Genomic DNA, 18,282 nt, shown 5'->3' on the forward strand with positions numbered 1-18,282 from the left:
TGGCGGCATTCGCGCTACGCGGTGCGGTTTTTCAGCAGGACGTTTTCGGCGTCGCGGACGGGACCGCCTTGTTCCACACCGTCGCGGTCGACCCGTCGGCCCTGATTTCCACGACCGGGAACGGTTTTTCCACCGGGTTGCCGTACTGCGCCTGATCCGGGCTGAACTGGATGGTCCCGCTCGCGCCAGGAACGGCGTTCTGGCACCGCATTTCCTCGATGAGGCCGATCTGGGACAGCGGCGAGCGCACGACCGTCTCGGCGTTGCCGTTCGCGGCGCGGCGGGCGGCGGTGACGGCGACCATCACCGCGTCGTGGGTGAGGATGCCTTCGCCGCTGCCCAGTTCGGAGACGGAAAAGTTCAGCGGCGCCGCGCCGTCGTCCGCGCGGACCGGCTGGCCGTCGCAGGCGCCGGGTTTGCCGGTGAACACCGCCTGGAAGGTGTTGTAGGCGGCCTGCTCCGCGGTGCCGTTGCACGGGCCCCATTCGTCCGGGCTGGCCAGCGAGGTGAACAGCACCCGGACGTGCCCGCCGCGGACGGCGTCGCGCAGATTGGCCTCGTTGATCGCGGAACCGCCGTCGTCGCCGGTGACCACGGTCAGCTTCCCGTTGGCGCACGGGGTGTTCCCCTGCGTCCAGGATTGCACGAACGCGCCGAGGTCGGTGCCGCGGCCGGTGAAGTAGACGACTGTCGGCGCGACCGAACAGAGATTCTGGTTCAGGTAGGCGAACTGGGTGAGCAGCGGGTCGCTGCGGGAGCCGCCCGGGGGCAGCGCGCCGGGCGAGGTGAACGGGAACCGGTGCGCGGCGGGCATTTCCTTCACCGCCCTCGAGCCGAGGGTCTGGGTGTAGTCGTCGCCGGGGATGTTGTCCTGCACGATCGCGACCCGCGACTGGTCCGGTTCGATGCTCGCGATGTAGCGGGCGGAGGCGGCCACGGAATGGGTGTTGGTGGGCGAAGTGCGGAAGAACCCGGTGTTGAGCTTGCCCTCGGGAGTGAGGTTCATGGTGTCCCCGGTGACCGTCGCGCCGATCACCGGCAGATGGCCGGTCAGTTTCGCCGCTGCCGCGCGGGTGTTGTCCATGCTCTGCCCGAGTCCGAGCACCGAGACCACGTGGTGGGCGGCGGCGTGTTCGGCGATCCGGTCCACGGCCTCGGACCAGCTCGCGTACTGGCTGCCCATGTTCGCCAGGAACAGCTTCACCTTCGGCACGCTGCCCTGGAACGCGGCGGTGTGGTTGGCCCGCCACACCCCGGCGACCGCCCCCTCGATGTCCGGATACAGGTCGGGGTAGAGCCGGGTGTCGACGCCCTCGGTCGGCGACATGTCCTGGAACAGCACCACGGACACGTAGTCTCCGGTCACCGCCTCGTTGTTGGCCCGGACCGCCGCTTCCAGCTCCCGCATCCGCTGCGGTTCGTTCTGCCGGAACTGCGAGCTGTCCAGGTCGATGCCGACGCAGGCGCCGCTCGGGTCCGGGGACATGCCCTGCCCGCACCGGGCGAACAGCGGGGGCACGACGAAGCCCGCGGCGACGAGCACCACGACCGCCGCCGTGGCGGAGCCGGCGGCCAGCACCGGACGCCGCAGCACCCAGTTCGCCGTCCGCGGGAACTTGTGGGTGAACCAGCGCAGGAATCGTTCAAAGCGGCTCATCGCGCTCCTGTCGGGGAAGAGGCGGCTTACTGGCTGTCGAACCGGGCGGCGGCCTCGGTCAGCGCGTCGGTGTCCACCCGGGACGAATGGTTGCCGGCCAGCCGCTCGAAATTCCGGCGGATCCGCCGGTCCCGCACCGGGTCCGGCACGGCGTGCGCGTCGTGGTGGATCCAGAGCAGGGCGGCGATGCAGCTGACCGCGGCCTCGGCCGATTCCCGGCCCGGCCGTTCGTCCGGGACGAGCCGCGCGACGATCTCGTCCGCCGGCTCGAGGGCGGGCCACCGGCACGGCGCCGCGGTCGCCTGGTCCACCAGCCGGACCCAGTCCGCGTGCTCGGCGGCGGCGAACTCCCGCACCAGCTCCTTGACGACCTGGTCGAATCTGTCGCAGGCGAGCTGGTAGTACAGCCGGCGGGCCAGGTCCGCCTCGCCGCTCGGTTCGGCGCAGGCGGCCGCCATCGCGCTGAACACGTCGGCCCACGTCATGGCCACCGAATGCCGGTCGGCGGCGCTTTGCGCGTGCAGGCCCGCCAGCAGGCAGGCGAGCAGCCACGGGTGCAGGACCGCCGGATGCTCCTCCTCGCCGGCGACGACCGGCCACAGCCGCGACGGGCGGGCGGCGAAGGTGCTGACCCACAGGTTTTCCCGCAGCGCGCTCAGGATGTGGTTGGCGTCGGGGAAGGCGACGGGGTTCAGCTCGGCCGACCGCCCGGGCTGGCGGAGCCGGACCGCCACCGCGACCGCCTGCGGAACGACGACCGGCAGCGGGTCGGTCAGCAGCGACCTCGGCAGGAAGGAGGTCAGCGCGCGTTCCCACAGCGGGATTCCGTTGTGCGAGCGGAACAGCAGCGAGCGGGCGGGCGGTGCGGCGTCGGCCGGCGGTTCGCCCGCCCTCCGGCCGATTTCCCGCGCGGCGGCGGGAAGCCCGCCGGAGAGCCGCCGGACGAACTCGTCGAAGACGGCCGGTTCCCAGCCGTCCGGAGGCGCCGGCGCGAGTTCGCGCAGCACTCCCGGATCGGGCGGGTCCAGCCAGACCGGATACCAGGCCCGCGTCGGAGCCGCGCCCTTCCCGGCGGCGGCGGCCAGATGCTGGGTCCACTGCTTGAAATCGGCCTGGGACAGCAGCGGGACCGGCCGCCGGTCCGGGCAGTCCGCTTTCGTCCGCCACGGTTCCCGCCACCAGGTTCCCCAGGCGGACGACCACCGGTCCATCGCCGCCACGATCAGCAGCGGATCGCGCTCGGGCAACCGATTCTGCCGTGCGCGCACGAACGCGGTGAGGAATTCGCGGCCCGCGGGGGCGGCGTCGACGTTGTCGATCAACAGGGCCCAGGCGTGCTCGTGCGGTCCGTCCTGTCCGTGCGGGGTCAGGCATCGGCACCGCCGCACCGGTGTCGTCCACTGGTCGGCGTTGCGCGACAGATCGGCCAGGAACGCGTTCATCACGTGCGGCAGCGGATCGGTGCTGCGCTGGCTCAGCTCGATCAGCGAGTCGATCGTGTCCGCGCCCTCCAGCAAGCCGCTGAACCACTTCAGCGCCTGCCGCACGCTGCGGCGCCGCCGGTTCGCGAGACGCAGCAGCGCGCCGATCCCGCTGCTGACCGCGTGCTGGACAGCGGGACCGGGCACCTGCGTCCCGATGCCGGACAGCGACAGCGCGAACTTGACCGCCGCGCCGGCCAGGTCCGCGACCTGCTGATCGTGGTCCTGGTGCAGGTAGCTTTCAATGAGCTTGAGCACGTGCGCACGGGCCGGATCCCGGTCCTGCGGCAGGGTTTCGTTCAATGCCAGCAATGAAAGCCCCACCCGGTGGAACGTCGGGTCGCGGGGCAGGTTGTCCCAGTGCCGGGCCAGCAGGAACGACACGTAGGCGACCGCGGCGATCGGGTCGGCGACCTTGGAGTCCTGGAAATCGAGCCGGGCGTGCACGAGCGTGCCGCCGCAGGCCCCGGCGATCGCTTTCAGCGCCGTGCTCTTGCCCGACCCCTTCGGCCCGAGCAGCGCGACCACCGGCTCCGGCACGGCGGTTCCCTCGGCCGGGCGCCGGAACGCTTGCCGGACAAAGAGTTCTGCGGCGGTCAGCACGTGCGGTTCCCCCCGGTCTTGGACACGCTGGTCGGCTCGCTGCGCTCGGCGGCGCGGCATCAGGTGTATCGGTTCAGATGTGGGCCGCGTCACAGGCAGCGCGGCGGTTCACTCCAAAGTGTGACCCTCGGGCTCGCTCGCGCAAGCGGCTGTCCGGGCTCTTCTGCTCCGGGCGGCGCCACGATCGGGCGAAGGCTGGCGGTCGCCGCGTTCGCGGGCGCTTTCTTGTCGGGGCGGCTGCTTAAAGTGCGGGCCATGGCAGTGGACGAGCGCGAACGGGCGCGGCGGGTGCTGAGCTTCGCGCTCGAGGTGGCGATGCAGATGTTCCGGCAGGGCATCGAAACCGCCGTCGTCGTGCGCACAGTCCGCGGGCTGGCGTCTGCGGGCGGCGTGGAGGAGCCGCGGATTTCGGTGGGAGTGCGGGCGATTCATCTGCAGTGCTGCCCCGGCGGCGGGGAACCGCTGGTGTTGTTCGGCAGCGTGCGGGCGAACGATGCTCGCGACATCGGCCGGATGGGAGATCTGGAGGCGCTCGCGGTCCGCGCGGCCGCCGGTACGATTTCCCCCGCCGAAGCCGAGCGAGACGCCGGAATCCTCGCTCAAGCGGGGCCGACGTGGCCGTGGTACGTGAGTTTGCTCGGCGGGTGCCTGCTCGCGGCGATGATTTGCCTGCAGGCCAACGGGACCGTGCTCGCCGCGCTGGTGTCCGCCGGGTTGTTCGTGGTCGCCAACCGCGTCGGATGGGCGTTGAGCACGGTCGGCATCGCGGAGTTCTTCCAGGTCGCGGCCAAGGCGAGCACTGTGCTGGTGGTGGCGGTTTCGTTGCTGTCGCTCGGGGTGCTCACCGGGCCCGAGGCGGCGAGCCTGTCGGCGGCGAATCTCGTGCTGCTGCTGCCGATTCTGTCGCTGGTGTCGCTGGTGGAAGACGCGGTCGGAGATTTCCATCTGATGGCGGCCGCGCGGATCGTGACGGTGCTGCTGCTGACCGGCGCGATCGCGACCGGGGTCATGGTGGTGGTGTCGGTGGCGAACGGCCTCGATATCCTCGGCGCGGCCAGCCGGGTGCAACTCGCCGCGCTGCCGCTCGCTTTGGTGCCGGTGACCGCGCTGGTCGGCGCACTGGGCAACGCGATCCTGATGGGCACCCCGGCGCGCTGGTGGCTGCTCGCCTGCGGGGCCGGGATCGTTACGTCGCTGGCGAACTGGGCAGGCCAGGCGATGCTCGGCCTGACGGCTCCGGTGTCGATTTTCCTCGCCGCCACAGTGCTCGGCCTGCTGGCCGGGGCTGCGGCGCGGACGCTCGCCGTGCCGACCGCCGTGGTGACGATCCCAGGCCTGACCGGCGCGGTACTGCCCGGGCCCGCGATGTACCTGAGCCTGTCGCAGGTTTTCGCGCGGGTCCCGGGTTCCTGGGACGCGGTGGCGGAAGCAATAGCTTCGACCGCGGCGATCGGAGTGGGCGTGGTGCTCGGGCTGCAACTCACGGCGCTGCGGCGACCTGCGGCGGCGATTCCGGGGGCTCCGCTTGTTTGACTGGTGCCGGGGATCCGGACCTTCGTCACCCTCCGCTGCGGTAAAAGCTCTGCGATACCTAGCTGCTGGCTTTCGGCGCGTGCAGTTTCTGCTTTGTCGCCTGCGCTTGTTGGATCAGCGGGTGGTCCCCGAGCGCGAGCAAGTCGATGGCGTGCGACGCTTCCAGCACCCACCCGTCCGTGCGTGGCCGCTTGGCCTGGCCGCGCACGGCTCGCGCCGGAGGCCCGGCCTCCCGTCACCACCCGCTGCGGTAGAAGCTGCTGGCCTCCGCAGCCCGCGCCGCACACAGCTCTTCCTTCACCGTGCGCGCCTGCCTGATCAGCGGGTGGCCTCCGAGCGCGAGGAAGTCAATGGCGTGCAACGCTTCCAGCACTCACCCGTCCGTGCGCGGCCGCTCGGCCTGTTCATGTACGGCTCGCGCCGGAGGCCCGGCCTCCCGTCACCACCCGCTGCGATAGAAACTCCGCGACACATAACTGCTCGCCTCCGTCGCCCGTGCCGCACACAGCTCTTCCTTCACCGTGCGCGCCTGCTTGATCAACGGGTCGTCCCCGGGCGCGAGCGCCAGCAGGTCGATGACGTGCAACGCCTCCTGCACCCGCCCGTCCGCGCGCAGCCGTTCGGCTTGGTCGAGCACCGCCTGCTTGTCCGTGATCGCTTCCGCCCGCGCGGCGGCCGCGACGTCCGGGCGGGACGGGTGCAGGGTCGTCGGATTTCCGTCCCACCACCCGGTTTCCGAGCGGACGATGTCCCGCACGATGTACTCGCGGTGCCCGTAATGCTCGCGCATCCACGGCACGTCGAACAACTCGGCCGGGTACCGCAGGTCGTGCACGATGTCGTCGACCCGGCGGCCCCGGTTGAGTTCGTCCACCACCGCGGCGCGCAGCCAGCGGAGCGCGGCGGCCGTCAGGGTGAGCTGCCGTACCGGGTCTTCCCGGACCACCGGGCCGAATTCCGGCACCAGCACGGCCGGGTTCAGCGCGGCGAGCCGGTCCAGCGTGTCGGCCCACCGGACGGTGTCGCGCATCGTCCGCATGGGTGTGCCGATGTTGGGGATGCCGTTGATCACGGCGGCGCTGCCGTACAGAATCCGCTGGGCCGGCAGCCATACTGCGGTCACGTCGTCCGTTTCGGACGGCGCCCACAGCAGCCGGACGTCCGGGGCCAGCGTCAGCGCTTCCCGGTAGGTCTGGTCCGGGAAGGTGACTGGCGGCGGGGCCGTCAGGTCGGCCATCGGACGGCGGAACTGCCTGGTGTTGATGCGGTTCTGCAATCCGGCCGTCTCGAGATACCGCTGGTAGCGCCGGACGACGTTCTCGTGCGCCACGACGGTCGGGCGGCGTTGCCCGTGCGCGGCGGCGTACTCGAAAAACCCGGGCACGCCGTAGTTGTAGCCGAGGTGTCCGTGGCTGTAGACGATCCAGCGCACCGGTTCGCCCAGCCGGTCCAGCACCGGTGCGACGAGGTCCGGCGACGGTCCGGTGTCGACCACGACGAGCCCCGACGCCGTTTCCACCGCGAGGCTGTTGCCCTGCAGCCCGATCGAGCGGACGCCGGGCGCGACCTCGGTGATCTCGCCGCGGCCGTAGAGCGGGTTCTTGCTGTCCGGAAAAGGCATCGGCCGACCACCTCACGTGCGGAGCCCGAGCCGCCGCGCGGTGCGGTCCGGGTTGACGAAGAACACCGCCAGCAGACCGCCCGCAACGGACAGCAGGCCGCTGATGGTGAAGGCGAGCGTGAAACCGCCGACCGGCGACGACGCGGCCTGGATCAGCCGCCCGGTGAGGTACGGGGCGAGCAGCCCGGCCGTGGTGACCAGGCCGACGGTGATCGACAGCACCGCGCCGCGCTGCCGGGTCGGGCTGATCTCCGCGTTCATCGTGACCCCGAGCGCGAACACGACCCCGCCCAGGCTGAACGCGACGGTCAGCAACGCGATCTGGAACCAGCCCCCGGTATGCGGGAACAGCAGCATCGCGAGACCCGAGACCAGCACCGCGACGCCGCCGAGCACCCCGCGCGCCACCCGGCTCGACACGCCGCGGCGCATCAGCCGGTCGCTGAGCGCTCCCTGGGCGAGGTTGAACACGACCGACGCGATCCACGGCAGCGCGACCAGGGTCCCGGTGGTCACCGTGCTGTAGTGCAACGCCGTCTCCAGGTAATGCGGCACCCACGCGACCAGCACGGCCAGCGCCCAGTACGCGGCGAACCCGGCCAGGAAACCGCCGAGCCAGGTGCCGTTCAGCAGGATCCGCCGGTAGGGGACACGGGGTTCGTCCGCTTCGGACTCGACCGTCGGCGCGTGCACCGAAGCGGTTCCGGCGACCTTGCCCTCCCGCCCGAAAACGGCCCACAGCACCGACCACGCCAGGCCGACCACGAGCAGCGCGAAGAACGCCCACCGCCAGCCGTAGCCGACGATCAGCGCCGTCAGCAGCGGGGAAGCCAGCGCGACGCCGATGCCGGAACCGGCGTTGAGCAGCGCGCTGGGCAGGCCGCGTTTCTCGTTGGGGAACCACTTGTACGCCGCGTGCATGGCCAGCGGGTTCGCCGGGCCTTCGGCCGCGCCGAGGACGATCCGGCTGACCAGCACCGCGCCGAAGCCGACGGTGCCGAGCATCGGGGCCTGCGTCAGCGCCCAGACGACGCCCAGCGCCAGCAGGATCCACTTCGTCGGCACGCGGTTCGACACGAAGCCGACCACGATCGCGGAAACGCTGAACAGGAAGTAGAACCCGCTGCTGATCAGGCCGTACGCCTCGGGCGACAGGCCGAGATCGTGCATCAGCGGTTTCGCGGCGAGGCCGAGCACGGCCTTGTCCGCGAAGTTGATCAGCATGAACACCAGCAGCAGCCCGGTGACGACCCAGCCGCGGGCGCTGGTGCCGCCGGCGCGCCGGTGCGCCGTGGTTTCGGCGGGGAGGACGGGAGCGTTCATCGTGGGGGTCCCCATTTCAACGTCGTTGTCGGACGGGGTGGCGGGTCAGAAGGCCCAGCGGGTGCGGCCGGCGGTGCGGGCGCGCAGCTGCTCGGCGCGGTCGGTGCCGTCGAGCACGGCTTGGGATTCGGCGGCGGCCCAGGCGTAGACGCCCTTCGCCATCGTCGAGGTCGCGGCTTTCTCCAGTGCGGTGAACACTTCCGCGCGGGCGGTGTGCGCGGTCTCGTCGTCCGGGGCGGCGTCCACGGCGAGCTGGGCGAAGTGCCCGGCCAGCCGGTGTTCGCCGGCGGCGAGCAGTTCCCGTGCCCGCGCGGCCAGCCGGTCGGAGCCGCCGGACAGGTCGGCGAGTTCGCGGGACAGGTCGGCGCGGCGGGCGGGTTTGAGGTTGGCCGGGTTGCCGTCGTACCAGCCGCCGTAGAGCCGCCAGACGTTGCGGACGACGAATTCCGGCTCGTCGTAGGACGGCTTCAGATACGGCTTGGCCAGCAGTTCCGCGGGGGCGGTGACGCCGTGCACGACCTCGTCGAGCGTGGCTCCCGCGTTCATCGCGTCCAGGGTCTGGTCGTGCAGGGTTTCGAGGAACTCGGCGGTGTCGGACAGCGCGGTCCGGATCCGGTCGGCGCCCGCGATCGGCACGCCGTGCCCGGGCAGCAGCAGTTCCGCGCCGAGCCCGGCCATCCAGCGCAGCGCCCGCGCCCACTCGGCGGCGTAGCGCTGCACCTTCTGCGGATTGCCGGGATTGGGGGAGGACCAGATGAAAAAGTCGCCGCAGCACAGGATTTTCCGGTCGGGCAGCCACGCGATCGTCGCGTCGTCCGTCTCGCCGCGGCCGTGCGTCAGCTGGACGTCGAGGTCGCCGATCCGCAGCGTCGTGCTGTCGCGGTAGGTGACGTCCGGGTGCCGGTACCGGTCGGGCCAGCGGAATCCGGGCGACTGGAACTGCCGCTGGTTGATCACCGTGTTGTAGCCGCGCGTGCGTTCGTACCGGGCGAACCGCGGCGGCGTGTTTTCGTGCGCCAGCACGGACGGACGGCGCCACCCGCGCTCCTCGGCTTCGAGGTCGAACGGGCCGACGCCGAAGACGTGGTCGATGTGCCCGTGCGAGTAGACCGCGGTGTGCAGCGGAGCGTCGGTGCGGGCGCGAGTCGCGCCGAACAGGTCCTTCGCGGTGCGGCGTTCGCCGGTGTCGAAGCAGAACAGGCCGTCGCCGGTGGGGAAGAGGAAGACGTTGCCGAACGCCGGCCACATCCAGACGCCCTCGGCCAGCTCGTGCAGACCGTCCTTGCGCAGCGCGCCGGTGTGGTAGACGCGGGTGTCGGCCTCGCCTCGCCAGACCTTGTCGGCGTAGTCGAGCAGGTCAGTCACGGGATGCCTCCTGAGCGTTTTCGGTGAACAGCGCGTCGACGGCGATCAGGTCGTCGCCGGCGACGCAGAGCGGGTTGAGGTCGGCTTCGGCGAATTCCGGATGGCTGTCGAGGATGCGGAGCAGTCCGTCGATCGCGGCGGCGACGGCGGGGACCGGGGCGGCGAGGACGTCGCCGGCCCATGCGGCCAGTTCCGCCCGTTGCTCCGCGGTCGCCGGGAGCAGCAGCGCACGACGGGGTGCGGCCGGGTCTTCGGCACGGTCGCCGCCCGCGCCGAGGACGATTGCGGTGCCGTACAACGGATCTCGCGTCGCACCGAGGGCGAGTTCGGCGGTGTGCGGCAGCAGAGGTTGCACGACGAGCGTCCGGTCCGGGTCGGCGGAGACCTCGTCCAGGCGCGCTTGGAGCGTTTCCAGCACGGCGGGCAGTTCGGCCGCGGTGACGCCGACGCGGACCAGCCCGGCCCGCGCCCGGTGCGGCACGTCGGCGGCATCGCCCTTGACCACATACGGCTCTGGCCAGCCTCTTTGTCGAACCGCGGCGGCGAGATCGGTTCCGGCGACGGTGTCCACATGCGGAATACCGGCGTCCTGCAGCAGGGGGACGGACCGCAGTTCGGTCCACACTGGACGGTCGGTGCCGCTGGAGTGCCGTGCGGGCTCCGGCACCCGATCCGGGACCAGTACCCGCAGGCGACGCACGAGGGCGCCGATGCTGGGCAGCACGGTGTCCGGCCGTCCGAGCTTCGCCAGCTCGCCGGGCGGGGCGCAGGCCCAGACGAACCACGTCGGCGTCCGCGTCGCGGCGGCGGCCGCGGCCAGCCGGTGGTAGGCCTCCCGGAACCGGTCGCCGAACGTCAGGTAGAGCACGACGCCGTCCAGCTCCGGATCCTCGTCGAGCGCGCTCAGCAGCTCGCCGACCCGGTTCATCCAGCGGTCGATGTTGCCGCCGAGATCGACCGGGTTCTCGTCGGCCGCCTCGACTCCGCCGATCTCCGCGAGTTTCGCGCGGGTCCGGCCGGACAGCGGCGGGATCCGGACGCCGAGCGCGGTCAGGTTGTCGGCGAGGATGCCGCCCGCGCCACCGGACATGGTCAGCACGGCGAGCCGCGGCGCCGGGGGCAGCGTCGTCCCTTTGCGCGCGCAGAGCACCGCGTCCACCAGCTGATCGTCGTCGGTGACGAGATGGATGCCTTCCTGACGGCACAGCGAGGCGAGCAGGAAGTGGTCGCCAGCGACGGCCGCGGTATGCGAGAGCGCGGCTTGGCGGCCGGCGGCGCTGCTGCCCACCGCGAGGGCCACCACGGTCTTGCCCGCCGCTCGCGCCTGGCGGCCGAGAGCCCGGAGACCGTCCGCGTCGCGCACGCCTTCGAGGTAGAGCACGAGCACCTCGACGTCGGGCTGGTCGAGCAGGTCGCTGCCGATTTCGTGGCTGGACAGGCAGGCTTCGTTCCCGACGCTCGCGTAGTAGGAGTAGCCGATCCCGGCCTGTTCGAGCAGGTCGGCGAGCACGAACCCGATCGCGCCGCTCTGCGTGACGATCGCGACCGGCCCCGGCGGCACGCGCTCGCGGTCGAGGAAAACGGTCGTCGACAGCTGCACTCCGGCCGGGCGGCTCACCACGCCGAGGCAGTTCGGGCCCAGCACCGGCAGGTCTCCGGCGGCTTCGCGCAGTTCGTCCTCCAGCGCGGTGTTGCCGCCTTCCGCGAAGCCGGAGGCGAAGACGACGACCGCGCCGGAGCCGAGTTCGCGCGCCTGCCTGACCAGCGCGGGAACGGTTTCCGCCGGGGTCGCGAGAACTACCAGGTCGGGGCCGTAGCCGATCTCGGCGAGCGAGCCGACCGTGCGCACGCCCGGCAGGTCGAGCGGGCCGCGCGAGACCGCGAAGACCTCGCCGCCGTAGCCGCCGCGCAGCAGCCGGTCCAGCGCGATCCGTCCCCAGGACAGCGCGGTGGTCGCGGACACGCCGGCCACGGCGACCGACTTCGGGCGGAACAGCGGCTCGCAGCGCATCGGTCCGGGGCCTCCTGTGATCGCGGTCATGGACACAACCCCAACTGTCGCCGCTGGCCTGCCCAGCTGGTAGCGCACATCGCCCAGGTTTTCGGCTACCGTGCTGTGACATGTCACAACTGTCGTGGCGCGGCTTCGAGCACCGGCTGCCGAAGCTGGGCGAGCGGACGATCCGCCGGTACGTCGAGACCTCGCCGCACTACCGCGGCAAGGCGCCCGCACATCTGCACCTGCACATGGCGCACACGGTCCGCGAGTTCGGCCGGATGTTCGCGCGCGCGGCGCGGGAGGGAAGCGAGCCGCGGGAGGACGAGCTGGAGCTGTTCCGGCAGCGCGGCCGGGAGCGGGGCGCGGAGGGCTTGCCGGTCAGCGAGTTCGTGCACGCCTACCTCTTGGCGGCCGAGGAGATGTGGGCGGAGGTCGACGGCCTGTCCGGCGGTTCGCCGCCCGCGGAGACGACCGCGGTGCTGCTGAACTGCCTGCACCGGGTGCTGAACGTGGCGGTGCAGGCGCACCAGAAGGAATTCCATACCGCGGACCACGAACAGCGCGAAGCGGCCAGGGCGCTGGTGCGGCGGCTGGCCGCGGGAGAACTGGTCCCGGAACCGGCCGACGTCCGGCTCGCCCCGGCGTACGGCGTCCTGGCGCTGCGGTTCGCCGCGGACCCGGCGGATTCCGTCGGCGACGCGGTCGGCCGCCACCTGGCCGGACAGCGGAAGGCACGGTTGCTGCTGCAGCACCTGCACCGCGAGTTGTCCGGCGACGTACTGGCCGCCCTGGACCCGGACGGCGGCCTGCTGCTCCTTCCGTCCACTTCGGACAGTCCGGAGGCGGCGCTGAACGAGGCCCGGCAGGCGGTTCCGCGAGCGCACCAGACGACCGGTGTCGAGATCACTGGTGCTTTCGCGCACGCGGCCGAGCTGTCGCACATCCCGGCGGCAGTGGCGGAAGCGGAACGGCTGCTGCGGCTGAATTCGGTACCGGACACCGTCGCGGTGCTCGCAGACCACCTTTTCGAATACCAGCTGAACCACGACAGCGCGGCAACTCCGCAGCTGCGCGCGCTGGCGGCGCGGCTGAGCGGCGAGCCTGATCTGACGACGACACTCCGGACGTACTTCGCCACCGACTTCAACCGGCGGGAGACCGCGCGGAAGCTGCACGTGCATCCGAACACAGTGGACAATCGGCTCTCGCGGATCGCGAACCTGACCGGGGCGGATCCGCGGACTGCCAAAGGGCTTTTGCTGCTGGGTGCGTCGCTTGGTTTGGCGGGCTGATCATCCGGCGAGCGAGGCACTGCCGCGGGGACCGGTCACCGTGACGCGGATCGTGCGGCCGGACGGCAGCGGCACGACGGTGACCTGCCAGGTCTGCGGCGTCCCGACATCGACGGTCCGCAGGGCTTTCCGGACCAGGCCGGTGACTTCGGCGACGGGCAGCGTGCGAAGGTCGAATCGCGGGATCTGGACGTCGCTCGGAGCGAAGACGACCGACAGCCGGTGTTCCTGGACGACCGCGGTCAGCGTCTGGGAGACGTCGGTGCTCTGGGCCAGCCCGTCGACCGCGCGGCGCAGTTCTTCCTCGTTCAGCAGCGACTGTTCCGGGCCGACGTCGACCGTCGCGGAACCGGATGAGGTGACTGCGGCCGGCGGTTCCGGGGCGCTGGGTTCCGGCGCGAACAGTTCGACGCGGAAAAGTCCCAGCACGGCGCCCGCGCCGAGGAGCAGTCCGACAAGGGTCAAGACGCCGGCCGCGCAGCCTTCCGGCGGCGGATGGACCAAAGTGGACTCCGCGGCCGGCTCGATGACCGCGTCCGCGGCCCGGCGCTGCCATTCCGGCGGCGGGCTGGCCACGATCTTGACCTTCCACGGCCGGTCCGGCGGGTAGCTGACCACCAGCACGTCGCCCTTGCGGTAGCTGGGAAGATCGACCAGGTTGACAGTGTGGGTCGCCGCCGCGCGGTGGGACGGCGCGTCGTCCGGCGCGACCGTGAGGTCGAAATCGACCGGGAGATCGCCCGTTTCGGTGCCTCCGGCGCGCAGGCTTTCGATGCGCGCGAGGGCGACCGTCGGCGGGATCGCCTTTTCGCGGGCGCGGCGCGGCATGCCGCCGAGATAGACGAGAAGGCCGTAGCCGACCGGAATTCCCAGCGCGGCCACGAACAACGGCCCGCTTTCGAGAATGATCCCGACGACGAACGAACACAGGGTCGCTCCGATCGCCGATCCGGTCAGGAAACCGAACGCGATCGTGCGGAGGCGGGCCATGGAGGTGCTCCTTTCCCAGGGCTCAAAGGTTTTCCACCAGAACGGCTTCGGGGTCGTGCGGGTCGTAGCGGACCCGCACCGCCGAACCCTCGGCTGGCACTTGGAACATCGGCGTGATCATCGTGGTCACGACCTCGCGTTCGCCGGTCTCGGTGGGAAACCGCACCTGGACGGAGAACCGCGGGTTGCCCAGCACCCAGACGTTCGTGAACTCCACGCGGGTGAGCACGCCCGTCGCCTGGCGGCCGCGGCGGCGCAGCGCCTGCTCTCGATCGTCCGCCTCGGCCGCGCGGAGGAAAGACCGCAGCAGCACCACGATCAGGGTCAGCGCGATGAGCCCGGCCACCGCGGGAACCAGGAACGGCTCGTAGTAGACGACCCAGTCCGCTGTGGACCACGGTTCGGCTTTGCCGTCGAGGGACGGGAGCCGTTCGCCCACCGATTCCGGCGGCGTCCACGACGGGATCGCCGCGCCGCTGCCCAGCGTCACCCCGAGCGCGGCCGCGAGCGAGCTGGCGCGGAAGCTGATCCCCATGCGGCGCAACGACATTCCGCCGCCCCACAGCATCGCGAAGCCAAGCGAAGACCCCGCCGTGACCGCCAGGCTGAAGAACACCACCAGGGAGCCCGCCGGTGCCGCGTCGGCCCCCCACGCGCCGACGCGGTTCAGCGACATCAGCCGGAAGCCGTCCAGCAGCCCGAGCGCGCCGGACCATCCGGCGACCGCCCAGGCGAGCGTCGCGGGAATCCCGAGAAGCCACAGCCGCCGGGTCGACGCCCTGCTCTGTTCCGGGTCGTCCACCATTCCGAAAGCGAAGGAACTGAACATCGCGGCCGCCTACGCGATCGGGCCGAACACGGCGACCTTGGCCGGGTCGGCGGGGTCGAGGCGGGCTTCGTGGCGGGTGCCGGGGGCGTACTGCTGGATGGTCGCCTGCGGCGTGATGAGCGGGGCGACCGTCCGGTAGCTCATGCCGTCCGCGCGGGTGACGTCCAGCGTCGCGGTGTACTGGGCCTGCCCGGCGACCGTGCGGCCGGTCGGCTCCAGCGCGCGGATCACCAGGGTGGCCTTCTCACCGGTGTCGTACAGCCGGCGCAGTTCGGTTCCGTAGGCCTGGAGTTCCTGCTGCTGGCGCAGCTGCTCCTGCATCGGGAGGGCCAGGAACGCCGCCAGGTCCGGGTCGGCCGTGGCGGTGCGGAACGCCTGCGCGGCCAGTTGCGGAGTCGGCAGCTGCGGGGTGATGTCGTGCCCTTGCGCGGCGGCTGCCTGCCGGAACTGCTCGGCGTGCTGCTGGAAATCCTGGGCGCCGCGGGCCATGCCCTGCTGGGTGGCTTCGGTGATCTTGTCGCGGATCTTCTTGAACATCGGGTGCCTTTCGCTGTGCCGGTGTGCCGGACACAGCTTTGGGCGGGAGAGCTGCTACCGAACCCAGGTTTTGCCGTCGTCGGTGGCGTCGAGGCAGGTCAGAGCCGCCCAGAAGGCGGGGGAGCGGGCCGGTTCCGGGTGTTCGCGCCAGCGGGCGAGGCGGGTTCGCTGCCACGCGCACAGCTCGGCGACCGGGTCGTCCCCGGCGAGCGCGGTGTCGACGGCGATGATCAGTTCGGCCATCGGATCGCTGCCGGGCGCCGCGGCCGAGGTCGGCAGGGCCCAGACCGTCGCGGCGACCAGCCCCGCCCCGGCCGCGACCGCGGCGAGCAGCACGCCGAACGGTTCGGGCAGGCCGAAGTCGCTCGCGCTGGCGCAGCCGAGCAGCGCGACCCGGGCGGGCAGGTCCACTTCGGACAGTGCGAGGTCCGCAGCGGTGTACGGGCGGTGCGCCCCGATCGGCGCGGCGGTGCCGGGAAGGTCGGCGGAACAGGACAAATGCAGTGCGGTCTGTGCGCCGTGGCTGTCCTGGATGCGGCTGACGTGCCCGGCGAACACCAGCCGCGAACACGGTTCGGCGACGAGTTCGGCGAGCAGCCGGCGGTCGGTGTCGGTCCGCCGGACCAGCTCCAGGCCGCGCGCGGCGGCGGGGAGGACGGGGCCCGCGGCGAGCTGGGCGTCGAGATGACGGATCAGCGGGGAGTCCGCGTTCTGCTTGCCGAGCACGGATCCCAGGTCGCCGAACGCGCTCTGGCCGGGGATTCGCGGGTCGAGGAGGTAGACCGGCGGCCCGGCGGGGGCCGGCTCGCGGCGCGGGATTCCGGACGGGGCGAGGAGGGAGACGTCGGCGAGGTCGAGGACCCGGAGGTCGCTGTCGAAACAGGCGTCGACCTCGTCGGCGTCGAGGACGCGGTCCGGACGACGGTCGGGTAGGGCGAGCAGGCCCCACGGGACCGCGGCGAGCGCGGGGGACGGCTGGATTCTCAGCAGCGGCCGGGTGGCTCGCCGGAGTCGCGCGACGAGGTCGGCGGGCAGGAGGTTGAGCGCGAGAATCCGGGCGAGGCGTTGCTCCGCGGCGAAACTGCCGAACGTGTCGAGCGACCGGCGGACGGCGTCGGCTGGGCGCTCGCCTTCGCGCGGGGTCGGGGACGCCTCGGCCAGGAACCCGCGTGCCGTCTCGACGAGATCGGCGTCGATCGGGTGCGTGTGGACCGTGTCGAGGTCGCTGGTGGTGCGCCAGCTGAGGTAGGTGTGCCCGGCGTCGGCGTAGCGCAGGAGGAACGTCTCGCGGCCCGGCGTCGCGGCTGGCCAGGTCTCGACAGTTCCGGTTGCTGGCGCGCAGCCATACCGCTCGGCGGCGAGGCGGAGCCAGCCGTCCAGCTCCATCGGCGAGGACGGCGACCAGCGCAGGCCGGGCGGCGGGGCGAGCCGGAGCGGAAGCGACGAGGTGACCGAACCCAATGCGGCCAAGGGAAGTCGCGCGTCCGCGGCGGGCGGCGCGGCCAAGGAGGGCAGCGAGCCGGTGAGGTTCAGGGACCGGTTCTCCGGATGCGCCCCGACCGCGCAGGCCCGCTCGATCAGCTCCGCCGTCAGCCGGGTTTCCCCGAGCTGAGCCAGCAGTGCCATCAGCAGTTCCGTCGCCGGGCCCGCGACGCTGTTCGCCCACGCAGTGCGCGCCTGGGCCGACGCGAAGGCGAACCGGTACTCCTGCGCGGCGAGGGCGACCGGCAAGAGCAGGTCCAGCACCGCTCGCGGGTCTTCGCCGCGCTGGTAGCCGATCGTCGCCGAGAGGTAGTCGGCTCGCAGGCACTCCAGCCATTCGCCCGACTCGCGGGCCGCCGCCCGGAGCCGGGCGGCGTGCTCTTCCGCAGCCGCCCAGTCGCCCTCGGCCGCCGCGCAGCGAGCCAGCGCTGCCGCCAGCCGGCGCGCGCCCGAGGTGTCGCCGTTCGCCGCCCACAGCTTGCCCGCGTGCCCGAACTGCTCCCGGGCCTGCGTGGCGGCACCGGTGAGCAGGAGCAAGGTGCCCAGTGCGTAGCTCGCCTCGGCGACGTCGCCGGTCACTCCGGCGGCGGCGAGTTCGTCCCGGGCCTTCGCGATCGTCTGGATCGCGCCGGAGACATCCCCGTCGAGCGCGCGGGTTTCGGCCAGCCCGATGGCGAATTTCGCCGCCGTCGGACCGTCGTGGCCAGTGCTGAGCCGCAGCAGATCGGCCGTCGCGTCCGCTTCCTCGCCGCCCGCCTGCCGGATGCGGGCGCGTTCGGCCCGCGCCATCGCCTGCAGCGCCGCCACCTGTTCGCGGACCTCGTCGACCTCGGCGAGGCGGTCCAGGTCGGCCAGGATCTCCTCGATCGCGTCCCGAGCCCCGGCTGGATCCCCGGCGGCGACCTGCACCCGCACTTCGAGAATCCGGAGTTCCAGCTCGTCGGCGCCATGCGGGTCGAGCTGCTCGCGCGGGAACTGGCCGGGTTCGGCGGCCTTCCGGAACGCCGCGCGCCGTCGCTGGTCCGCGAGCAGCTCGCGTGCCCGGTCGAGGTCACCCTCCTCAGTGGACAGCGAGAGGAGGACGCGTTCCGCCACCTCGCGGGAACCTTCGATCATCCGCAGCTCGGCGTACTGTCCGAAGTGGACGATAGCGGCCGTGCTCACCGCGAAGCCGCTCAGCACGGCTTCCGCGCACTGGCGCGCATTGCGGAGATCGCCTGCGGAGTAGCAGACGGCGGCCAGATCGCTGACCGCGGCGAGTTCGAGGCTGACGCGGTCGAGCTGCTGGGCGAGTTGCCGCATCCGCCCGTAAGCGCGCTGCGCACCGGTGACATCCCGAGCCGCGGCGAGTCGCTTGGCCTCGGTCTGGACGGCGCCGGCTTCGGCGAGCAGCTGGTCGTACTCGGCTGGGGTGAGCGAGCAGGCGGGCAACTCCTGGTACGCCGTTGGGTCGAGACCGAAATGCCGTGCGACGCAACGACAGTTGTAGCCGTGCGACACCGCTGTGGCCAGTTCCGGAGGCGGCGGCCGGTCCGGCGGCGCGAGCGGGGGCGGCAATCCGACGAGCACG

13 protein-coding genes are annotated in these 18,282 nt (G+C 71.9%); 2 read left to right on the forward strand and 11 right to left on the reverse strand.

Annotated elements, in window-relative coordinates:
- Positions 1-31 precede the first annotated feature (31 nt).
- The gene (locus F9C11_RS26325; protein ID WP_409180031.1) at positions 32-1,657 is read right to left on the reverse strand and encodes an ABC transporter substrate-binding protein; all 1,626 of its coding nucleotides are present in this window, start codon (positions 1,655-1,657) and stop codon (positions 32-34) included.
- A gap of 26 nt (positions 1,658-1,683) precedes the next feature.
- Positions 1,684-3,741: a hypothetical protein gene (locus F9C11_RS26330; protein WP_409180032.1), complete on the reverse strand. Its 2,058-nt coding sequence runs from the start codon at positions 3,739-3,741 to the stop codon at positions 1,684-1,686.
- A 255-nt stretch (positions 3,742-3,996) separates the two neighbouring features.
- Here F9C11_RS26330 and F9C11_RS26335 point away from each other — a divergent pair, with 255 nt between their 5' ends.
- Positions 3,997-5,274, forward strand: coding sequence for a threonine/serine exporter family protein (locus tag F9C11_RS26335; RefSeq protein WP_409180033.1), 1,278 nt, complete (start codon positions 3,997-3,999; stop codon positions 5,272-5,274).
- Between the two features lie 235 nt (positions 5,275-5,509).
- Here the strand turns inward: F9C11_RS26335 and F9C11_RS26340 are convergent, their stop codons facing one another.
- The 5 genes from F9C11_RS26340 to F9C11_RS26360 all read right to left on the reverse strand — a co-directional run bounded on the left by F9C11_RS26340 (position 5,510) and on the right by F9C11_RS26360 (position 11,624).
- On the reverse strand, positions 5,510-5,647 hold the full coding sequence (locus F9C11_RS26340) for a hypothetical protein (protein ID WP_409180034.1): 138 nt from the start codon (positions 5,645-5,647) through the stop codon (positions 5,510-5,512).
- A 66-nt stretch (positions 5,648-5,713) separates the two neighbouring features.
- A complete protein-coding gene (locus F9C11_RS26345) occupies positions 5,714-6,895 on the reverse strand; it encodes an alkyl sulfatase dimerization domain-containing protein (RefSeq protein WP_409180035.1) in 1,182 nt (393 codons plus the stop codon).
- A gap of 12 nt (positions 6,896-6,907) precedes the next feature.
- On the reverse strand, positions 6,908-8,218 hold the full coding sequence (locus tag F9C11_RS26350; protein ID WP_409180036.1) for an MFS transporter: 1,311 nt from the start codon (positions 8,216-8,218) through the stop codon (positions 6,908-6,910).
- Between the two features lie 45 nt (positions 8,219-8,263).
- On the reverse strand, positions 8,264-9,583 hold the full coding sequence (locus tag F9C11_RS26355; RefSeq protein WP_409180037.1) for an alkyl sulfatase dimerization domain-containing protein: 1,320 nt from the start codon (positions 9,581-9,583) through the stop codon (positions 8,264-8,266).
- Positions 9,576-11,624: an acetate--CoA ligase family protein gene (locus F9C11_RS26360; protein WP_409180038.1), complete on the reverse strand. Its 2,049-nt coding sequence runs from the start codon at positions 11,622-11,624 to the stop codon at positions 9,576-9,578. The genes F9C11_RS26355 and F9C11_RS26360 overlap by 8 nt, the downstream gene beginning before the upstream one ends.
- 80 nt (positions 11,625-11,704) lie before the next feature.
- Between F9C11_RS26360 and F9C11_RS26365 the strand changes: the two genes are divergently transcribed.
- Complete coding sequence (locus F9C11_RS26365; RefSeq protein WP_409180039.1) at positions 11,705-12,874, forward strand: helix-turn-helix domain-containing protein; 1,170 nt, start codon at positions 11,705-11,707, stop codon at positions 12,872-12,874.
- On the opposite strand, the gene F9C11_RS26370 is transcribed toward F9C11_RS26365, so the two are convergent.
- From F9C11_RS26370 to F9C11_RS26385, 4 genes are read right to left on the reverse strand one after another with little or no spacing between them, the layout of a single operon-like run.
- Entirely contained in the window at positions 12,875-13,864 is a 990-nt protein-coding gene (locus tag F9C11_RS26370; RefSeq protein ID WP_409180040.1) for a hypothetical protein, read from the reverse strand. It abuts the gene before it with no gap.
- A gap of 22 nt (positions 13,865-13,886) precedes the next feature.
- Positions 13,887-14,693: a DUF3592 domain-containing protein gene (locus F9C11_RS26375; protein WP_409180041.1), complete on the reverse strand. Its 807-nt coding sequence runs from the start codon at positions 14,691-14,693 to the stop codon at positions 13,887-13,889.
- A 9-nt stretch (positions 14,694-14,702) separates the two neighbouring features.
- The gene (locus F9C11_RS26380) at positions 14,703-15,230 is read right to left on the reverse strand and encodes a hypothetical protein (protein ID WP_409180042.1); all 528 of its coding nucleotides are present in this window, start codon (positions 15,228-15,230) and stop codon (positions 14,703-14,705) included.
- A gap of 54 nt (positions 15,231-15,284) precedes the next feature.
- Entirely contained in the window at positions 15,285-18,281 is a 2,997-nt protein-coding gene (locus tag F9C11_RS26385; RefSeq protein ID WP_409180043.1) for a hypothetical protein, read from the reverse strand.
- Position 18,282 lies beyond the last annotated feature (1 nt).

This window comes from Amycolatopsis sp. VS8301801F10 (assembly GCF_046195355.1).
Lineage (GTDB): Bacteria > Actinomycetota > Actinomycetes > Mycobacteriales > Pseudonocardiaceae > Amycolatopsis.